We start from the raw sequence: 18,362 nt of genomic DNA, 5'->3' as shown, positions 1-18,362 counted from the left end.
CGGGACCCGGAAGTAGGCCCTGAGTATCAAATCGGACGCCCAGCCTCCTCCAAAAGTTGGAGAGGGTGCCCGTCCGGGCAGATGAAGCTTTGGCGAACGGCACCTGACTACGCTGGGCGACATGTGGACCTTCTGGCGTCGGTTGCCGCAGGCGCAGCAGGATCTGCTGCTCGCGGCGCTGATCGGCGTGGGCTGGTTCATGGCGCTGACCCTGATCAACGACAGCGGCCTGCGCCCGCAGAACCCGACCGTCTCGGTGGTGACCGGGGTCTTCCTGGTCGTCACGGTCGCCTTCGTCCGGCGGTTCCCACGGACGATGCTGGTGGCCGTCTCGGTGCTCTACCCGTTCCTGTACGCCGCGGTCGGCACCGGCCTGGCCGCCCAGCTCGGGCTGACCATCTTCGGCCAGCCCGAGATCAGCGATGCCGCGCTGCAGTCCGAGATCCACCTGGTCCCGCTGCTCGTGGTCGGGTACCTGGCCGCGTCGAGCGGCGTACGGCGGTTCACCTGTCTCTTCTTCACCATGGGCAGCCTGGCCGCGCTGATGATCGGTCTGCCGACCGTGGTCGCGATCGTGCTGGGGAACGCGAACCGGGCGATCCTGTACGGCGACCGGTACAAGAACCTGCCCAGCGATGTGCCGAGTCTCTACAACTACATCGACGTCTCGCTGTTCGTGTTCGCCGAGGCGCTGATCTGCGGCATGGTGCTGCTCGGTGCGGACGCTCGCCGGCGGCGGAAGAACGTCGCCCTGCTGGAGCAGCGGAACGCCGAACTGGTCCGGCTGCGCGCGGTCGAGGCCGAGCGGGCCAAGGTCGCCGAGCGGACCCGGATCGCCCGCGACCTGCACGACGTCATCTCGCACCACGTCAGCGCGGTGGTCATCCGGGCCCAGGCCGCCGACCGGGTCGCCGACCAGAAACCGGAGGCACTGCGGGAGGCGATCCGCTGGATCATTGCCAGCGGCAAGGAGGCGCTGACCGCGATGCGGGAGACGGTCCGGGTGCTCAACACCGCCGAGCCGGGTCCGGACGGCACGACCGCACCGGGCTCGGGTGGTGGGACGGCGCCAGTGCCCGACCTGTCCGATGTCGCCCGGATGGGCGAGCGGCTGAAGGCGGTCGGTGTCGACGTGACGATGCACCTGCCCACCCGGCAGCGGCAACTGACCTCGGCCACCGATCTGACCGCCGTACGGATCATCCAGGAGGCGCTCACCAACGTGATGGTGCACGCGAAGGCGACCGCGGCTCAGGTCACCTGGCAGAGTGGACCGCAGGGCGAGCTCCTGACCATCGACGACAACGGCAGCGGCGGACCGCCGCCGGTGAACGTGCTGGAGACCGCCCGGCGGAGCGAGAGCGGCCGCGGCAACGGGCTGATCGGGATGCGGGAACGGGCGACGGCGGTCGGCGGCACGCTGGCCGTCGCGGCCGGCCCACTGGGTGGATGGAGAGTGCAGGCATGGCTGCCGCCGCAGACGTAGACGACCAGATCCGGGTGCTGGTCGCGGACGACCAGGGCGTGATCCGGATGGGCCTGGCGATGATCCTCGACCACGAGCCGGATCTGACCACGATCGCCCAGGCCGGTGACGGCGAGGAGGCGCTCCGGCTGATCGACCAGTACGACCCGGACGTCGTACTGATGGACATCCGGATGCCGGTCATGGACGGGCTGGTCGCGACCGAGCGGATCACGTCGGCCAACAAGGCGGCCGGTCGTTCGCGGCCCGCCGTACTGGTGCTGACGACGTTCGACGACGAGGCCTACGTCCTGAGCGCCGTCCGGGCCGGGGCGTCCGGGTTCCTGCTGAAGGACACGGACCCGGATCTGCTGGTCTCGGCGGTCCGCGCGGTCTACCGGGGCGACTCGCTGGTCGACCCGGCCTCGACGCGGGTGCTGCTGGAGCGGTGCATGGAGCTCGAGCGCCAGGTCGGCAGTAGTCCGACGGAGCCCGCGCCGGGCCAGCCGGACGGCCGCTGGGCCGGGCTGCTCGGCCAGCTGAGTGAGCGCGAGCGGGAGATCCTGGTCTGGATGGCTCGCGGCCTGTCGAACCGGGACCTGGCCACCAAGCTGTTCGTCAGCGAGACCACGGTGAAAACCCACGTCAGCAGCGTCCTGTCCAAGCTCGGCCTCTCCAGCCGGGTCCAGGCCGTCGTCGTCGCCTACGAGGCGGGTGTGGTCCGCCCGGGCGAGGCCGACGTCCGCTGGGACTCCTAGGAATACAGGTAGATCCCCAGCGCCGCGGCGGCGAGCAGGAACAGGACGGTGAGGACCTGGGCCTTCAGGGATGCCTTGCGGCGGTTGGGCAGGAAATCTCCGGTCATGGTTCCAGAATGCGTCGCGAAAAGCCGTCGCCCATCGGTCCTCAGGAGGGTTCGGCGCTACTACCTGAGGATGAGATGGTTGCCGTCGGCCCCGACCTTCTACTGCCCGAAGTACTCGGCCCGGACCTTCTTCGGGACGCACATCGCCCACGCGTCCAGGATCAGCTCGCGCAGTTCGTCGTAATCGATCGCGTCCAGCCGGACCTGGATCCACCGGAACCGCTCGTCCGACGGCCGCGGCCGGAAGAACTTCTCCGGCTCCGCCGCCAGCGCGGCCTCCCGCTCCTCGCGCGGGAACCCGATCCCGATCGTCTTCTCGTCCGGCGCCACCGCGAGGTACACGATCTGCCCGACCCGGAACTTGATCTGGTCCCGGACCAGCACCTCGTAACTGCGCGGCAGGTCCGCTGTCACCGCCCGAATGTCCGTGAGATCGACCACGATCCAACGATAGACGGTGATCACTGACAGGGAATGTCAGGTTTTTCGGTTGTACCTTGGCTGGATGCCTGGTGTGGTGAGTGCGGTCGAAGGGGCCGAGGTGGTGTTCCGCCTCGGCGACCCCTCGCATGTGTTCACCGGCGTCAAACTGTGGCAGGAGCTGGGGGTCGCGGCCGAGCTGCTGGAGTTCAAACCCGTCGACTACGGCTGGGAGCTGAGGCTGCCGCGGCCGTCCGTGCACCGGATGGAGTACCTGTTCGACATCGCGGATCTGGGCATGCGGACCGATCCGACCAATCCGCGGCTGGTCGGCGGTGCGTTCGGCGAGCACTCCTGGCTGCCGCTCCCCGGGTACGTCGAGCCCGCCTGGCTCACGAGCCCCCAGATCCCCTCGACCCTGACACCACTGACGGTGGACTCCCCGGTGGGCGGCGTCGACCTCCAGGTGTGGGCGCCGGAAGGCATCGCGCCGACCTTCGAGCTACCCCTGCTGCTCGCCCACGACGGTCCCGAGTTCGCCTCATACGCCGGTCTGACGCACTACGCCGGCGCGATGGCCGCCGGGTCCGCGCTACCACCGTTCCGGCTCGCCCTGATCCACCCGACCGCCCGGAATCTCTGGTACGCCGCCAACCCGCAGTACGCCGAGGCCCTGACGCAGTACGTGCTGCCCGCGATCAAGGCGCAGTACCGGAGCCGTCGGCCGGTGATGATGGGGGCGAGTCTCGGTGCGCTGGCGGCGTTGCATGCCGAGTGGCACCACCCCGGCACGTTCGACGGGCTGTTCCTGCAGTCCGGGTCGTTCTTCACGCCGGAGACGGACCCGCAGGAGTCCAGGTTCGAGTACTACGCCCAGGTCACCGGCTTCGTGCAACAGGTGCTGACGGCAACCGCAGCGCCCAGCACGCCCCTGATCGGGATGACGGCCGGGTCACCCGAGGAGAATGCCCACAACAACCGGGTGATGGCCGCGCGCCTCACCGAATTGGGCCTCCGGGTCGAGTTCGCCGAAACTCCCGACATGCACAACTTCACAGCGTGGCGTGATGTGCTGGATCCTGAGCTGACGGATCTACTGCGACGCGCCTGGGGTGAGGCTGATGGAGCGGGAACAGGTCGAACTGGAGGCGCCCGGGCTTGACCGGCCCGGCACGGTGATCCGTTACGGCCACTTCGGCCGCCCGGTGCTGGTGTTCCCGAGCGAGCAGGGCCGCGCCTGGGACTACGAGAACAACGGCATGGTCGACGCCGTCGCGGACCTGATCGAGGCCGGCCGGGTCAAGCTGTACTGCGTCGACTCCTACGACCACGTCAGCTGGTCCGACCGGAGTATCCAGCTCGAGGACCGGGCCCGGCGGCATGGGCTGTACGAGTCGTGGATCGTCAACCAGGTCGTCCCGGTGATCGGCGCGGACTCGCCCGGCGTGACCGATATCGTCACCACCGGCTGCAGCCTGGGCGCCTTCCACGCCTTCAACTTCGCCTTCAAGCGCGCCGACCTGTTCCCGATCGCGATCTGCCAGTCCGGCAACTACGACGCGGCCAGCTGGTACGCCTGGGGTGAGCGCGGCGACGCGACGTACTTCAACAACCCGGCCGACTACCTGCCCAACCTGGACGGCGACCACCTGCAGTACTTGCGCGAACGGATCTTCATCGTGCTCACGGTGGGCCAGGGCGACTGGGAGACCAACCCCACTGGGTCGCTGCCATCGGCTCACGCGACTGCCGCCATACTCGCGGCCAAGGGCATCCCGCATGAGTTCGATCTGTGGGGGTACGACGTAGCGCACGACTGGCCCTGGTGGCGCCGCCAGCTCGCCCACCATCTGCCCCGATTCTGTTAGGAGTCTGACTGTGGCTGATCGCTCACGGCATTTGATCGGGTTGTTGCTCGGGGCTGAGGAGGACTGGCCGCAGGCGTTCGAGGCGCTGCTGCAGCGGGTCGGGCCGGTGACGCTGGACGGGATCGAGCACGAGTTCGGGTCCCGGCGGCTGACCATCGAGCCGTTCGACCTGACGGACCCGGTCCGGGTCGGGCTGGTGATCGATCGGCTGGCGTACTGGTACTACCACCCGCGCGAGTGGCTGAAGAAGGCCGCGCTGATGAACGGCACCTACCTGCTGAACTCGCCGTTCACGTTCCAGGCGATGGAGAAGCACAGCGCGTACTGCGCGATGCTCCGGCTCGGCCTGAAGATCCCGAGAACCGTGCTGGTGCCGTACAAGAACCCGGTCGACAACGTGCGCTGGGCCTACACGTCGGCGAAGTACAACAAGGGTTTCGACCTGGACGCGATCGCGGACGATCTCGGGTACCCGATGTACATGAAGCCGTTCGACGGCGGCGGCTGGCGTGGGGTGTCGCGGATCAACAATCCTGACGACCTGCACAAGGCGTACGACGAGTCCGGCGAGATGCTGATGCACCTGCAGGCGACGATCGAGTACGACAAGTTCGCCCGGGCGCTGTCGATCGGCGCCGAGACGATGGTGATGGACTTCCGCCCGGATGAGCCGATGCACAACCGGTACGCCGTCTCACACGACTTTCTCAGCCCGTCGGCCGGGCACCAGGCGGTGGCGATCAGCCGGATCGTGAACGCGTTCTTCGGCTGGGAGTTCAATTCCTGCGAGATGCTGGTCGCGGGCGACTCGGTTCACCCGATCGACTACGCCAACGCCTGCCCGGACGTCGCCGTGACGTCGTTGCACTACTACTTCCCGTGGGCGATCAGCGCCCTGGTCAAGTGGTCGGTCTTCTCCCTCGCCACCGGCCGCCGCAGCTCCATCGACCTACGCAGCGAGCGGTACTTCGACATCGCCGACGACGAGTCCCTCGACTACGACGCCAAACTCGAGGCCTACCTGGCCCTCGCCGACGAACACTTCGAAACCGCGAAGTACCACGAGTGGTGCGCCGACCACCTGAGCGACTTCGACGCCCGCATCCGCGACTGGTTCGCCGGCCCCGACTTCGACCGCCTCCTCCGCGAAACAGTCACCACCACCTACCCCGCCAACGAACACGACCAATTCACCGCCCACTTCAAAGGCCTCATCAACCTCTGGCTCACCGACCAGGCAGCCGATCGTTGATCTCGGACGCGACCGCGCCGCCGGCGCTGTTCATCATGGGCTCGCCCGGAGCCGGAAAGAGCACACTGTCGGAGCTGCTGGCGGAACGACTGCGGATGGTCGAGATCCGCAGCGGCGAAATTCTGCGCAATCTGGCCGCCGACTAGTCGATTGGCATCGCCTTGGGATCGAGGCCCAGATCGTGGAGGGCAGCAAGCATGTAGCGATCCTTCTGCAACAGGTTGGTCGAGTACTCCTCGATGGCGCCTCGCAGCCAGTCAGGCATCCTCCGTTGAGTCACGTCCCGCGCATCGTCGAGACGATCCAGCGCCTGGCCCGCATCGAAGAAGTCATCAACGACACAGTTCGCCAGGGACGCTACGTGCGGATGCACATAGTTCTTGACCGATGCGCCGCGATACTCGAGCAGGTCGCTGCGATACTTCGAATTTCTCGGCGCAACGAAGATCACCGGCGTGTCGAACGCTGCAGCCGCAGCCATTTCCACACCGATCCCGAGGCCGCGCCGTTCGCGCGCATCGACGATCACTGCGCTGGCCAGCATCACCTGGTACATATCCCGGCCGAACTGTCCCAGAGTGTTGTCCGGATCCGTGATCGGATCATCTGGATTCAAGAAGACGACCTCGCGGGGGGAGGCCCCTTGACGCACCTCGTCGCGCTCGTTGTCGGTCCAGCACAGACGGTTCGCCTCTGCTGTGCCCTTGACGATGGATCCAGAACAATAAACTGACCGAGCAACTATCATGAAAACTCCTGCACGCTGAAATCGTTGCGGCGATGCTATTGGTACGACGGTGGGACTCCTCAATCCGGACGCGTGACTCCCGATGGTTCTCATGCCGCACGATGTGCTGGTCCCGGCCGGCTGCGTAGGTGTCGCGCCCCGACGAGATGATCACGCTCGTCTCACCCGCCGTCGACCGCGCATTCTCGATCATGCTGTCGAACGACGTCAGCGCCTCCCGCAGACTGCTCGACCTCTGGCTCATTGATTCAGACAGGCTGAGGGCGCTAGCCGATCAGTAGCCGGACGACGGCTGTGAGGGCGATTCCGGCGGCGACTGCCAGTAGGAGGGGGACTCTTAGGACGGAAAGGACTCCGGCGATGGCGACGCCGGCCAGTTGCGTCCAGTCCAGGTGTTTGCCGCCGAGTTCGGTGACGATGAGGCCTGCCAGGAGTACGGGAGCGACCAGTCCGACGACGCGGACCGCTGCGGGCGGCAACTTGCGTTCGCCCATCATCAGAGGGCCGCCGGCCTTCATGAGCCAGTTGACGATGGTGACGGCCAGGGCGGCCAACCACAGCTTCATGAGGTCTCCTCTGTGGTCTCGGCACGCTCGGGATCCGGTCCGCGTTCGGGGAGCAGACCGATCAGTGCGGCCGCCGTGGCTCCGAGGAGTGCGTAGCCCGGATCCGTCACCAGCAACAAGACGGCGGCGACACCGGCTCCGAGCAGGGACGCGGCGAGTGCTCGGCGGGAGCGCCTCACCTCGTCAATGGCGAGCGCCAGGAAGAACGCCGGGAACACGACATCCAGCCCGAGCCGGTGCATCAGATCGGCCGATGGAGCGATCAGTACGCCGACCGCGGTCCCGAACACCCAGAGGACCCACTGCGGCACGCTGGCGCCGATCAGCCGGGACACGTCGTACCGGCCATCGTTGCGGTGGGCAAAGACAAACGAAGCGTCCACGAGTGCCTGCGCCTGCAGCGCCCGGCTCAGCCGGCTTCCGTTCAGACTGTCGTTCAGCGCGACGCTCATCACGAGATAGCGCGCGTTGATCAGCGCTGCCGAGGCGACCGTCGCCACCACGGCGCCCCCGGACAGGCCCGTCAGCAACGTGAACTGCGCCGATCCGGAGAAGGCCAGCGCGGAGAACAGGACCGGCAGGCCGAACCCCCACCCCCGGGCCTCCGCCTCGGCGCCGAAACTCAGGGCCAGGACGAAGGCTGCACCAGCCGGTCCGAGGCCGAGCCGGATGCCCGCGGCGAAGGCGGTCCGGTCGATCACCATCATGCCGACGCTCCGGTGTGACGACGCTGGTAATGCCTGCGGGCGCGGGCCCGATTGCCGCAATCCGCCGAACTGCACCACCGGCGCGACCCGTTCTTGCTGCGATCCAGGAACAGCCAGCCGCATTCGCCGTCGTCGCACTGCCGCAGCCGACTCAGGTCCTCGTCCTCGAAGAGTCGCCAGACGGACAGCCGGACTCGGTCGGCGATCGTGTCGGCGTGCCAGGTCAGCGGTCGCGAGCTGACCAGCGAGGCCTTGCGTACGGCGTCCTCAATCAGTTCACGCAGTACGGCGAGATCGTCGGCAGCTGGTTCTGCACCGAGCGCGAGGGGATGCAGCACCGCATAGGCAGTCTCACGGCAGTGCACCAGGGTGTCGTGCAGTGCGGTCCCGGCTTCTCGATCCGAAGGTTCCAGTCCGGTGGCTGTCAACCACTTGCGCAGGTTGCCCGGATCCGCGAGGCGGTCGACCCGCCGGCGATCGTCCAGCCGCCACGCCACGGTGTTGACCAGATCGAGGACGAGATGACCGCCGACCAGCTCAGGTCGATAGTCCACGACTCCACCTCTCTCGCTCTAACACCCAAAATGCATCATGAGTCGTTAGGAGATCGAGGCGCAAGTGCGCGCGTGTCCGGGGGCGGAAGCGATTCAGTCCTCCAAGGCGACCAGGATCGCGTTCAGGGCGGTGGCGCGGGCGGCCGGGATGGCGAACGTGCCGCGGCTGGGGGTGTGCAGCCAGCCCTCGGCGGTGAGCTGGCGGAGGTGGTGGTAGATCTGCCCGCTCGTACCGAGGCCCTCCACCTGGCTCAGCGAGTTGACGGTCGCATGACCGCGGACGATCTCGCGGAGCAGCGTGAGCCGGATCGGACTGCCCAGCGCCGCGAGGGCCGGCGCCACCTCTGACCAGTCGCGCCTGGCCCGGAGTTCCCGGATCGCCCGGGCCGCGTCGGCCTGCCGAGCATCGGACGGCCGTCTCGTTCCCCGCTTGGTGACTGCTGAGGATTCCAGCGCGGCGATGCGCCGCTCCAGCTCTGCGAGCCGGTTATCCACAGGGTCTTCCACACTGTGGATAGTACGTAGTTACGTAGCTGTTGAAAAGCTTGGCGCACGTAAAGTAGCGGGGTGCGTGATGTGGATGTACCGGCGTGGTGGCAGCGGCTCGGGCTGGACGGGCTGGTCGATGTGCATGTGCATTTCTTGCCCGACCAGGTGATGAATGCGGTGTGGGCGTACTTCGATCAGGCGTCGGAGCACTACGGGACGGCCTGGCCGATCAACTACCGGACGTCGGTGGAGGAGCGACTGAAGACGCTCGAGGCGTTGGGCGTCCGCGCGTTCCCCGCGCTGATCTATCCACACAAACCGGGGATGGCCGCCTGGCTCAACGAGTGGGCGCGCGACTTCGCCGAGGCGACGCCCGGGTGCGTACCGAGCGGGACGTTCTACCCGGAGCCGGGCGCCTCCGCCTATGTGCGCGAGGCGTTGGAGCAGGGCGCGCGGATCTTCAAGGTTCACGTGCAGGTCGGCGACTACGACCCGCGTGACGACGTCCTCGACGACGTCTGGGGTCAACTGGCCGAGGCCGCCGTACCAGTGGTGGTCCACTGCGGCTCCGGACCGGTCCCCGGCCGGCACACGGGCCCCGGGCCGTTCGGTGAGGTACTACGGAAGCACCCGCAGCTGACTGCGGTGATCGCGCATCTGGGCATGCCGGAGTACGCCGAGCACCTCGGCCTCACCTCTTATGCCAACGTCCACCTCGACACCACCATGGCGCTGACCCCCTTCACCGAATCCCTCATGCCCTTCCCGCGCGAACTGACCAGCCGGCTGGGAGACCTGCAGGACCGGATCGTGCTCGGTTCGGACTTCCCGAACATCCCCTACGAGTACGGCGTACAACTCGAGGCGCTGGAGTCCTTGGACCTCGGCGACGACTGGCTCCGTGCAGTGTGCCGGGAGAACGGCGCCCGCCTACTCGGCGTGTAACCGCGGCGCGAACCAAGCCAACGTCACACCAGTCAGAATCGCGTCGCGATCAGCGTGCTGCGAGTTCCACGCCAGCATGGCCGCACTCAAAACCAGCGCCCGAACCTGCTGCTCATCATTGACGGCATTGAGATTCTCGTTGAACCACCGAACCTCAGCGAGCTCCTCCGGCGCGAACTCTCTCCGCTCGGCCGTTACACCAGCACCCGCCGCCGGCACCCCGCCGCGATCATCCCGAACAACAAACTCGTCATACCCAAGCCGCCGCATCAACCCACCCGGCTCCGCCAACGCAGTAAAGGCAATCGACGGCATCACCAGATGATGCGTACTACGAAGCCCTCCAGCGGAATCCACTACATCCAAAACCCCACTCGGCCACACATGCGTCAGCAAAACAGCCGACGCCTCAGCCCGCCCCGCCCGCGAATGCATGAAGTGCACAAACTGCCCACCGATCTCGGTAGCAAAGTGCTCATAGCCATTCAGCCGGTCCTCGTAAATGCGCCAGTCGTAGCCGCCGACCCAGTAGTCAATCAGCTCATCAACAAACTCAGCCGGCACAACCCCACCGCCGCCCTGCCCACTCCCCTTGACCTCACGGACACGCGCGACCAGCCCCGCCAACTCCCCTTCACCCACCCGCAACCGCACCCGCCGAACCGCCGCAACCCGCTCCATCCCCACCCTCCCACGTTCGAATCCTCAGACTGACACACTCCGCTCCCTGGAGGTCCCACACGGTGCGACGCCGCAGTTCTAGCCCGAGACACCTCAGTTTGATCATCAGCAATTGCTTGCGTGCCTTACCCAACCAGGGCTGACGATCAGCCCGTTTCAGGGCATGTCTTCGAGCACTCGGATACCGCAGAATTCGGTGTGGGTGTGGCCGGTCAGAGCTCGGATCACCGTGGCATGGCAGACGGCGATGAACGGCTCAGACTGGCCGCTGGCTTGTCTCCGCAAAGCGTTGAGCGCTCGGTCGCGTACAGAGGAGAGCGGTTCCCAAAGGCGGGTCTCTCCGGGAGGCCACTCGCCCTGGCATTGTTCGAAGTCGCTGCTGAGGGCTTGGACGTCGCTGAGTCCTCGCCAGGACAGCGTGGAGTCCGGCAGCCATTCGCGAAGGTCGATCTCGACGGCCGTGAGCGGGAGGTGGGTCTCTGCGGCGATGAGACTCGCAGTTTGCAGGGCGCGCGTCATCGGAGAGGCCACGATGCGGTAGGCCCCCACCCGTCGGAGCTCTCGGCCGGCGACCTTCGCCTGCTCGATGCCCTTGGCCGGGATCGGTGCCCAGTCACGGGCGGGACCCCACCAGCCTTCTGCGTCGATCTGAGGAGAGCCGGGTTCGCCGTGGCGAACGAGGAAGACGCTGGGCATGCGTGCATTGATACCGCACGCAGCCTGCGGGCCTCGACCACATCGCTTTCACGAGGCGCGCGAGCGATGGCGAGCGGAGGGCCGACTGCGAGGGGAACCAGAGGCTGCAGAGCCGGGCGGGCGACACCACGCCACTCCCAGGTCAATGGGTCGCCGCGACCACGGTGCTTTCACAAGCGCGCGACACAGGAGCACGCGCGCGTACTCGAGAAAGGGTGGGTGGGGCAGCCGGCGGGCGAGCGACAGCGAGCGGGAGCCGACTGCGAGGGGGACCACGGTCGCCGGGGTGCGAGGGGGGACCACGGTCCGCTGGTTGGGTGGGGCGGGTGGACCTATTGCTGAGGCTATTCCAACGTTGTACTGTCGTGTATCGCCCACTCTTCTCCACTCTCACGGAGTCCTCGATGACCCAACCCCGCCCTGAGCACCCGCGCCCGCAGTTCGTTCGGCCGGACTGGTTGAACTTGAACGGCGAGTGGCAGTTCGAGATCGATCGGTCCGATTCCGGTCTCGAGCGTGGGGTCCGGGACCGCGAGTTGTCGCAGCGGATCGTCGTACCGTTCGCGCCTGAGACCGAGTTGTCCGGGATCGAGAACGTCGACTTCCTCGAAGCGGTCTGGTATCGGACGACCGTCACCATCCCGGCCGACTGGTCGGGCAAGGACGCGGTGCTGCACTTCCAGGCCGTCGACCAGGACGCGACCGTCTGGGTCAATGGTGTCGAGGTGGTCCGGCACCGCGGCGGGTTCACGCCGTTCACCGCGAACCTCAACGCCGTCGCCGCGCCGGGCGAGGAAGCCCTGATCGTGGTCCGCGCCCGTGACACCCGGCACGGTGTGCAGGCGCGCGGCAAGCAGACGACGAACTACTTCAACAGCGGCTGCCACTACACCCGGACCACCGGCATCTGGCAGACCGTCTGGCTCGAGGCCGTGCCGGCAGTCCACCTAGGCAGGCCGCGGATCACCCCGGACGTCGCCGGCTCCAGCTTCCACCTCGAAGTACCGGTGTCGGCCAACAAGCCGGGCTGGAAGGTCCGCGCGATCCTGAAGGACGCGGACGGCGAGGTCACCACCAAAGAGGTCCGCGCCGACCTCGATTTCGCACCGCGCATCACCCTCGAGGTCCCAGCCGACCGGGTTCGCCTGTGGGACACCACCGATCCACACCTGTACGACGTACGCCTCGAGCTGATCGATGCCGACGGCAACGTCGTGGACGGCGCCGACAGCTATGCCGGACTGCGGTCGGTGTCGATCAACGGTCAGGCGATCCTGATCAACGGCAAGCACGTGTTCCAGCGACTGGTGCTGGACCAGGGCTACTGGCCGGAGAGCTTGATGACGGCACCGTCCGAGGAGGCGCTGGTCGCGGACATCGAGCTGAGCCTGGCGGCAGGCTTCAACGGGGCGCGGCTGCACCAGAAGGTGTTCGAGGAGCGGTTCCTGTACCACGCGGACCGGCTCGGCTACCTGGTCTGGGGCGAGTTCGGCGACTGGGGCGAGAATGTTGCCGATGGCACCCAAGAGGACAACCAGCAGCCGGCCGCGAACTTCGTCACGCAGTGGCTGGAAGCGGTCGAACGCGACTACAGCCACCCGAGCATCATCGGCTGGTGCCCGCTGAACGAGACGCACCAGTTCCTGCACGACCGGATCACCCAGCTGGACGACGTCACCCGGGCGATGTTCCTGGCGACGAAGGCGGCCGACACGACGCGCCCGGTGCTGGATGCGTCCGGGTACTCGCACCGCGTGCCGGAGACCGACGTGTGGGACTCACACAACTACGAGCAGGACCCGGCGGAGTTCGCGCGGCAGATGGCCGGCCTTGCGGACGGAGCGCCGTACGGGAACACCGGTGGGCACGAGCGGCGGCCGATCTCCCAGCCGTACGCCGGTCAGCCGTACTTCTGCAGTGAGTTCGGCGGCATCTGGTGGAACCCGGAAGCGGCTGCCCAAGCCGCCGGCAACAACACCACCGAGTCGTGGGGCTACGGCCAGCGGGTGGCGGACGAGGAGGCGTTCTACGACCGCTTCGCCGGTCTGGTGGACGCACTGCTCGACGACCCGCTGATGTTCGGTTACTGCTACACGCAGCTCACCGACGTCTTCCAGGAAGAGAACGGGATCTACCGGTTCGACCGCAGCTCGAAGCTCGACGTACCGCGGATCAAGGCCGTCCAGACCAGGCCGGCCGCCTACGAGAAGGACTGAATCGCAAGACTGCCTGCCGCGACCAGGACCCACAGGATCGCTCCGAGGAGGAGCGGCCTCGGTCCTGTGTCGCGCAGTTCTTTCGGCCGCAGCGACAGCCCGATCGCGACCAGCGCGGCCGTGATCAGGAACGTCCCGATCAGGCTCAGAGCAGGCAGCCAACCGACAGGCACCAGACCGGCTGTCCGGAGGCCCGCGGCGGCGAGGAAGCCGATCAGGAAGAGCGGGACGAGTTTCCGCCAGGGCAGACGAGCCGCAGCGGCGGACGTCCGGGCATCGCGCCGCGACTTCAGGAAGACGAGCGCCAGAACGATCGGCACCAGCATCAGCGAGCGGGTCAGCTTCACGACGAGCGCCTGGTCGCCGGCCTCCTGGCTGTAGGCGTACCCGGCGGCGACCACCGAGGACGTGTCGTTGATCGCCGTACCTGCCCACAACCCGAAGGCTTCCGGACTGAGGCCCAGCAAATGCCCCAGCGGCGGGAACGTGAGTACGGCGACGACGTTGAAGGTGAAGATCGTCGCCAGCGCGTAGGCGACCGATGAGCGCTTGGGGTTGATCGCCGCCGTCGTCGCCGCGATCGCCGAGGCGCCGCAGATCGCCGTACCGACACCGATCAAGGTCTGGGTGTCGCCCCGGACACCGAGCAGACGGCCGAACAGCCAGGCGCCGCCGAGCGCGATCGCGAGGGTGCCGAGCATCACCGGCAGCGACGAGCCACCGACATGGACGACCTGCTGCAGAGACAGACCGGTTCCCAGTACGACGATCGACGACTGGAGCAAGGTCTTGGACGCGAAGGTGTAGCCGGGCCGGCACAGGTCGGATCGCAACGCGGGCACAAGCAGCCCAGCCAGCACACCGAGGACGATCCCGAACACAGGTCCGCCGACGACCGGCACGAGCCGGCCGAGTGGGACCGCGACGGCAGCCAACGCCAGTACGACGGCCAGGCCCGGAACGCGCCGTCCGGTCGAGCGGAGCACGGAGCCAAGGCGGGAGCGGTGGTCACGGGGAACAGCGGTCGGGGCGATTGGCCTAACCTCGACCTGCACCATCGGACCGGCTCTCCCCTACGCTAGAAATGTACGCACATTTAAGCTAGGAGATGACCGGACATTTGGCAAGCCCGGCAACCCCAGCGCAAGCCCGCAGCGCAGACCCCCAGCGGAGGACAGGACCAGATGACCGAGCGCAGGCTCGACCGCTCCGGCGGCCAGCCGCTCTGGAAGCAGCTGCAGCAGGACCTGGTCCGCCGACTGCGCGCCGGGGAGTTCGACGACGTCTTCCCCGGTGAGCTCGCGCTGGTCGAGGACTACCAGGTCAGCCGGCACACGGTCCGGCAGGCGCTCGCCAAACTGCGCGCCGACGGCTTGATCGTCGCCGAACGCGGCCGCCAGCCGCGGGTCGCGACCACGCCCGAGATCCGGCAGCCGATGGGCGCGCTCTACAGCCTCTTCTCCTCGGTCGAGGCCTCCGGTCTGACCCAGCACAGCGTCGTACGGGCGCTGGACGTCCGGGCCGACGGCGTCATCGCGGCCCGGCTCGACCTGGAGGCGTCCATCCCGCTGCTCTACCTCGAGCGGCTCCGCTTCGCCGGCGACGAGCCACTGGCGCTCGACCGCGTCTGGCTGCCGGCCTCACTCGCGGAACCGCTCCTGGACGCCGACTTCACCCATACCAGCCTCTACAACGAACTGGCCGACCGCACCGGACTCCGCCTCGACCACGGTCGTGAAGACATCCGGGCCGTCGTACCCACACCGGCCGAGCGCGCCCTGCTGCGCTGCCCGCCGGAAGCCGCCGCTTTCTCCATCAACCGCCAGGGCACTTCACAGAACCGCGCGGTCGAGTGGCGTCACACCCTGGTCCGCGGCGACCGCTTCGCACTGTCCGCCGAGTTCTCCGCCAACACCGGCTACCGCCTGACGACTGCGGCCGTCACTCAGGCCTGACGGAACGGATCGTCGGCCGGGAGCCAGCCGTCCGAGAGGTCGACGGTGAGGTCGCGAGTGAGCGCTTCGATGGCGGCCTGTACGGCGCGACTCGGTTCGTCGCGGCGGGACACCAGAGCCCAGGTCCAGATCGGGATCGGCTCGACCACCGGGCGACGGACCAGGTCGGGCGGCAGCGGGGTGTCGTCACGTTTGGGCGAACTGATCACGGGCCGGCGTAACTGTCGTACATGCTCGAAGAAGGCCTGGCCGGTGATCCCGTGGTCGTCGATCCGGACGATCTCGGCACCGGTCTCGCGGGCGAACTCGACCGCGTAGATGTTCCACGACGCCCAGGTCGCGGTGTCGGCGTCCACCAGCAGCGCGGTGTCCTTCGCACGTACGGCGGACTCGTCGCGACCCCACGAGATCGCAGTCAACCGGTCTGCCCCGATCAGCCGGCCGACCAATTCCTGCTCGGCCAGGTCGGTCGCGCGGACCCAGCAGATCGCCAGATCGACACTGCCGTCCGCGACCCGGCCCGCCTGCGTGTGCGACGGCATCACCCACGCATCCACGAGCAGTTGCGCGACCCCGGACGTCCGCTCGACCAGATCGACCGGTCGCCAACTCACATAACCGAGCCGGACCGGTTCGGTCGCGGAGAAGCCGGCCGCCGTACGGCGTAACTCGTCAGCCTGCTCGAGCAACGCCCGGGTCTGCGGCAGCAGCGACTCGCCGTGCGCGGTCAGCGTGACGGTGCGGCGGTCGCGGTCGAACAACCGGACGCCGAGATCCCGCTCCAGCGACTTGATCTGCTGCGACAGCGACGGACCGGCGATGCGCAAGCGGGCCGCGGCGCGACCGAAGTTCAGCTCCTCGGCCACGGCGACGAAGTACCGCAACTGCCGCAGTTCCACCCGCCCGATCGTAGTAGGCCGGGCCTCTCAGCTGAGAGCAAACCGGTCGTGGAAAACGGCGGATGGTTCGACAACGATCGAAGTACAGCATCTTCCATCACGAAAGAGAGAACCATGAAGCAGAAAGTCGCCGTCATCACCGGTGCGTCCCAGGGCATCGGAGCGGCACTCGTCCCGGCGTACCGGAAGCTCGGGTACGCCGTCGTCGCCAACTCCCGCACCATCGAGCCGTCGGACGACCCGCTGGTACTCACCGTCGCGGGTGACATCGCCGCGCCGGGTGTCGGCACCAGGATCGTGGAGAGCGCACTGGAGGCGTTCGGCCGGATCGACACGCTGGTCAACAACGCCGGCGTCTTCGTCGCGAAGCCGTTCACCGAATACACCGTCGAGGACTTCGACGTCGTCACCGGCATCAACGTCCGTGGGTTCTTCGAGATCACCCAGCGGGCCGTCGCCGCAATGGTTGCCCAAGGCACCGGTCACGTCGTCAGCATCACCACGAGCCTGGCCGATCACGCCAACAGCAACGTGCCGTCGGTGCTCGCATCCCTGACCAAGGGCGGACTGAACTCCGCCACTCTGTCCCTCGCCACCGAGTACGCCGCCCGCGGTATCCGGTTCAACGCCGTCGCCCCCGGTGTCATCCGTACGCCGATGCACCCGGAGGAAACACACGAGTTCCTGGCCGCACTGCACCCGGTCGGCCGGCTCGGCGAGATCGACGAGATCGTCGACGCGGTCGTGTACCTGGAGGGCGCCGCGTTCGTCACCGGCGAGATCCTCCACGTCGACGGCGGCCAGCAGGCAGGGCACTGAGCCATGACTGAACTCGACGTTCTTCGCGAAGTGCTCAACCAGTGGAAGGCCGGCGTCGACGAGCACGAGCCCAAGCAGGTGGCGTCACTTTTCACCGACGACGCGATCTTCCAGGGCCTGCACCTGTACGGCGTGGGGCCGGACAACGTGGCCGAGTACTACGACTCACAGCCGCGTGGACTGCGGGCGTCGTACGAGATCCTCGAGACGCGGCGGCTCACGGACGACCTCGTCCTCGGGTACCTGGCCGTCGACTTCTCGTTCTCCGACCGGCCGACCCTGCCCGTCTACCTCAGCGTGATCGTCCGACAGGTAGGTGATTCCTGGCGGATCTTGCACTATCAGGTTTCCCGGTTATAGTTGGTGACACCAATGTTGGCCATACCAACGAAAGAGGAAACAGGCGATGAGAGAGATCCTTGATCGGCTCGAGGTTGCGGAGTTGTTCACCCGGCTGGCGCGGGTGCTGGACGAGGGGACACCGGAGGACCTCCGGCAGATCTACACGAAGGACGTGGTGGTCCACTCACCGCGCGGCGGTGAGATCCGGGGGATCGACCACGTGGTCGCCTACCTGTCGAAACCCGCCGACGAGAAGGCCCAGCACATGCACAGTGACGTGCTGGTCGACGTCGACGGAGATCGCGCCGAGGCCTCCGCCTATCAGCTGGTCTCCTTCTACCGCGACGGTGAGCCGCCGCACCAGCGGAACGGCGTGCGGCTGACGTACAGCGCGGTACGTACCCCGGCAGGCTGGCGCTTCGACGAGGCGACCATCACCTCGGTGTGGCAGGAGACCCGATACTGAAGGAATGACGGTCAGGGAACTGCGGTTGGTCGTGACGGCGGACGACTACGACGAGGCGGTGACGTTCTACCGGGACGTGCTCGGGCTGCCGGAGCGGGCGTCGTACTCGTCCGAGAACGGGCGGGTGGTGATCCTCGAGGTCGAGCGGGCGACGCTGGAGATCGCGGACCCGGGTCAGGCCGACTATATCGACGAGGTCGAGGTCGGCCGCCGGGTCGCCGGCAAGTACCGGGTGGCGCTGGAGGTGGACGACTCGGCCGAGACCACGCGGACGCTGGCCGCTGCCGGCGCCACCGTGCTCGCCGAGCCGACCCGCACCCCGTGGAACTCGCTCAACGCCCGGCTGGAGACCCCGGGCGGAATCCAGCTCACCTTGTTCAGCGAACTTGACCTCAAGTGAACTCGAAGT

General features: G+C 67.3%; 23 protein-coding genes. 13 read left to right on the top strand and 10 right to left on the bottom strand.

The window, feature by feature from the left end:
• Positions 1–121: 121 nt before the first annotated feature.
• Together ACGFIF_RS10650 and ACGFIF_RS10645 are read left to right on the top strand one after the other, a co-directional pair.
• Positions 122–1,486, top strand: coding sequence for a sensor histidine kinase (locus ACGFIF_RS10650; RefSeq protein ID WP_393153800.1), 1,365 nt, complete (start codon positions 122–124; stop codon positions 1,484–1,486).
• On the top strand, positions 1,465–2,223 hold the full coding sequence (locus tag ACGFIF_RS10645) for a response regulator (protein WP_393153798.1): 759 nt from the start codon (positions 1,465–1,467) through the stop codon (positions 2,221–2,223). The genes ACGFIF_RS10650 and ACGFIF_RS10645 overlap by 22 nt, the downstream gene beginning before the upstream one ends.
• 206 nt (positions 2,224–2,429) lie before the next feature.
• Here ACGFIF_RS10645 and ACGFIF_RS10640 read toward each other — a convergent pair whose 3' ends face one another.
• A complete protein-coding gene (locus ACGFIF_RS10640) occupies positions 2,430–2,771 on the bottom strand; it encodes an MmcQ/YjbR family DNA-binding protein (protein ID WP_393153796.1) in 342 nt (113 codons plus the stop codon).
• 64 nt (positions 2,772–2,835) lie between these two features.
• Here ACGFIF_RS10640 and ACGFIF_RS10635 point away from each other — a divergent pair, with 64 nt between their 5' ends.
• From ACGFIF_RS10635 to ACGFIF_RS10620, 4 genes are read left to right on the top strand one after another with little or no spacing between them, the layout of a single operon-like run.
• Positions 2,836–3,912: an alpha/beta hydrolase gene (locus ACGFIF_RS10635; protein ID WP_393153794.1), complete on the top strand. Its 1,077-nt coding sequence runs from the start codon at positions 2,836–2,838 to the stop codon at positions 3,910–3,912.
• Positions 3,872–4,618 carry an esterase family protein gene (locus ACGFIF_RS10630; protein ID WP_393153792.1) on the top strand — a complete coding sequence of 249 codons (747 nt, stop codon included), beginning with the start codon at positions 3,872–3,874 and terminating at the stop codon, positions 4,616–4,618. The genes ACGFIF_RS10635 and ACGFIF_RS10630 overlap by 41 nt, the downstream gene beginning before the upstream one ends.
• Positions 4,619–4,628: 10 nt before the next feature.
• Positions 4,629–5,870, top strand: coding sequence for a hypothetical protein (locus ACGFIF_RS10625; protein ID WP_393153790.1), 1,242 nt, complete (start codon positions 4,629–4,631; stop codon positions 5,868–5,870).
• Positions 5,867–6,016: a zeta toxin family protein gene (locus tag ACGFIF_RS10620; protein ID WP_393153788.1), complete on the top strand. Its 150-nt coding sequence runs from the start codon at positions 5,867–5,869 to the stop codon at positions 6,014–6,016. The genes ACGFIF_RS10625 and ACGFIF_RS10620 overlap by 4 nt, the downstream gene beginning before the upstream one ends.
• Here the strand turns inward: ACGFIF_RS10620 and ACGFIF_RS10615 are convergent.
• The 5 genes from ACGFIF_RS10615 to ACGFIF_RS10595 all read right to left on the bottom strand — a co-directional run bounded on the left by ACGFIF_RS10615 (position 6,013) and on the right by ACGFIF_RS10595 (position 8,952).
• The gene (locus tag ACGFIF_RS10615; RefSeq protein WP_393153786.1) at positions 6,013–6,618 is read right to left on the bottom strand and encodes a hypothetical protein; all 606 of its coding nucleotides are present in this window, start codon (positions 6,616–6,618) and stop codon (positions 6,013–6,015) included. The genes ACGFIF_RS10620 and ACGFIF_RS10615 overlap by 4 nt on opposite strands.
• A gap of 266 nt (positions 6,619–6,884) precedes the next feature.
• Positions 6,885–7,184: an AzlD domain-containing protein gene (locus ACGFIF_RS10610; protein ID WP_393153784.1), complete on the bottom strand. Its 300-nt coding sequence runs from the start codon at positions 7,182–7,184 to the stop codon at positions 6,885–6,887.
• Entirely contained in the window at positions 7,181–7,891 is a 711-nt protein-coding gene (locus ACGFIF_RS10605; protein WP_393153782.1) for an AzlC family ABC transporter permease, read from the bottom strand. The genes ACGFIF_RS10610 and ACGFIF_RS10605 overlap by 4 nt, the downstream gene beginning before the upstream one ends.
• Entirely contained in the window at positions 7,888–8,445 is a 558-nt protein-coding gene (locus ACGFIF_RS10600) for a CGNR zinc finger domain-containing protein (protein WP_393153780.1), read from the bottom strand. The genes ACGFIF_RS10605 and ACGFIF_RS10600 overlap by 4 nt, the downstream gene beginning before the upstream one ends.
• Positions 8,446–8,538: 93 nt before the next feature.
• Entirely contained in the window at positions 8,539–8,952 is a 414-nt protein-coding gene (locus ACGFIF_RS10595) for an ArsR/SmtB family transcription factor (protein WP_393153778.1), read from the bottom strand.
• 60 nt (positions 8,953–9,012) lie between these two features.
• Here ACGFIF_RS10595 and ACGFIF_RS10590 point away from each other — a divergent pair, with 60 nt between their 5' ends.
• Entirely contained in the window at positions 9,013–9,879 is an 867-nt protein-coding gene (locus ACGFIF_RS10590; RefSeq protein WP_393153776.1) for an amidohydrolase family protein, read from the top strand.
• Here ACGFIF_RS10590 and ACGFIF_RS10585 read toward each other — a convergent pair.
• A complete protein-coding gene (locus ACGFIF_RS10585) occupies positions 9,865–10,560 on the bottom strand; it encodes an epoxide hydrolase N-terminal domain-containing protein (RefSeq protein ID WP_393153774.1) in 696 nt (231 codons plus the stop codon). The genes ACGFIF_RS10590 and ACGFIF_RS10585 overlap by 15 nt on opposite strands.
• 156 nt (positions 10,561–10,716) lie before the next feature.
• Entirely contained in the window at positions 10,717–11,256 is a 540-nt protein-coding gene (locus ACGFIF_RS10580; RefSeq protein WP_393153772.1) for a histidine phosphatase family protein, read from the bottom strand.
• Positions 11,257–11,660: 404 nt separating this feature from the next.
• Here ACGFIF_RS10580 and ACGFIF_RS10575 point away from each other — a divergent pair, with 404 nt between their 5' ends.
• Positions 11,661–13,472 (top strand): glycoside hydrolase family 2 protein, encoded by a 1,812-nt coding sequence (locus ACGFIF_RS10575; RefSeq protein ID WP_393153770.1) that lies wholly within the window; start codon positions 11,661–11,663, stop codon positions 13,470–13,472.
• Here ACGFIF_RS10575 and ACGFIF_RS10570 read toward each other — a convergent pair.
• Positions 13,457–14,458 (bottom strand): YeiH family protein, encoded by a 1,002-nt coding sequence (locus ACGFIF_RS10570; protein WP_393153768.1) that lies wholly within the window; start codon positions 14,456–14,458, stop codon positions 13,457–13,459. The two genes, ACGFIF_RS10575 and ACGFIF_RS10570, sit on opposite strands and share 16 nt — an antisense overlap.
• A gap of 198 nt (positions 14,459–14,656) precedes the next feature.
• Between ACGFIF_RS10570 and ACGFIF_RS10565 the strand changes: the two genes are divergently transcribed.
• Positions 14,657–15,427, top strand: a complete 771-nt coding sequence (locus ACGFIF_RS10565) for a GntR family transcriptional regulator (protein ID WP_393153766.1) — start codon at positions 14,657–14,659, stop codon at positions 15,425–15,427.
• Here ACGFIF_RS10565 and ACGFIF_RS10560 read toward each other — a convergent pair.
• Complete coding sequence (locus ACGFIF_RS10560) at positions 15,418–16,326, bottom strand: LysR family transcriptional regulator (protein WP_393153764.1); 909 nt, start codon at positions 16,324–16,326, stop codon at positions 15,418–15,420. The two genes, ACGFIF_RS10565 and ACGFIF_RS10560, sit on opposite strands and share 10 nt — an antisense overlap.
• Before the next feature lie 114 nt (positions 16,327–16,440).
• Between ACGFIF_RS10560 and ACGFIF_RS10555 the strand changes: the two genes are divergently transcribed.
• Genes ACGFIF_RS10555 through ACGFIF_RS10540 form a run of 4 tightly spaced genes read left to right on the top strand, consistent with a single transcriptional unit; the run spans position 16,441 to position 18,353 of the window.
• On the top strand, positions 16,441–17,145 hold the full coding sequence (locus ACGFIF_RS10555) for an SDR family NAD(P)-dependent oxidoreductase (protein WP_393153762.1): 705 nt from the start codon (positions 16,441–16,443) through the stop codon (positions 17,143–17,145).
• Positions 17,146–17,148: 3 nt separating this feature from the next.
• On the top strand, positions 17,149–17,505 hold the full coding sequence (locus ACGFIF_RS10550; protein WP_393153760.1) for a YybH family protein: 357 nt from the start codon (positions 17,149–17,151) through the stop codon (positions 17,503–17,505).
• A 46-nt stretch (positions 17,506–17,551) separates the two neighbouring features.
• Positions 17,552–17,953, top strand: a complete 402-nt coding sequence (locus tag ACGFIF_RS10545) for a nuclear transport factor 2 family protein (protein WP_393153758.1) — start codon at positions 17,552–17,554, stop codon at positions 17,951–17,953.
• A 4-nt stretch (positions 17,954–17,957) separates the two neighbouring features.
• Complete coding sequence (locus ACGFIF_RS10540; RefSeq protein WP_393153756.1) at positions 17,958–18,353, top strand: VOC family protein; 396 nt, start codon at positions 17,958–17,960, stop codon at positions 18,351–18,353.
• Positions 18,354–18,362 lie beyond the last annotated feature (9 nt).

It is taken from the genome of Kribbella sp. NPDC049174, assembly GCF_043197365.1.
GTDB lineage: Bacteria > Actinomycetota > Actinomycetes > Propionibacteriales > Kribbellaceae > Kribbella.
Note: the sequence above shows the minus strand (reverse complement) of the source record. Positions and strands in the feature narration are given on the sequence as shown.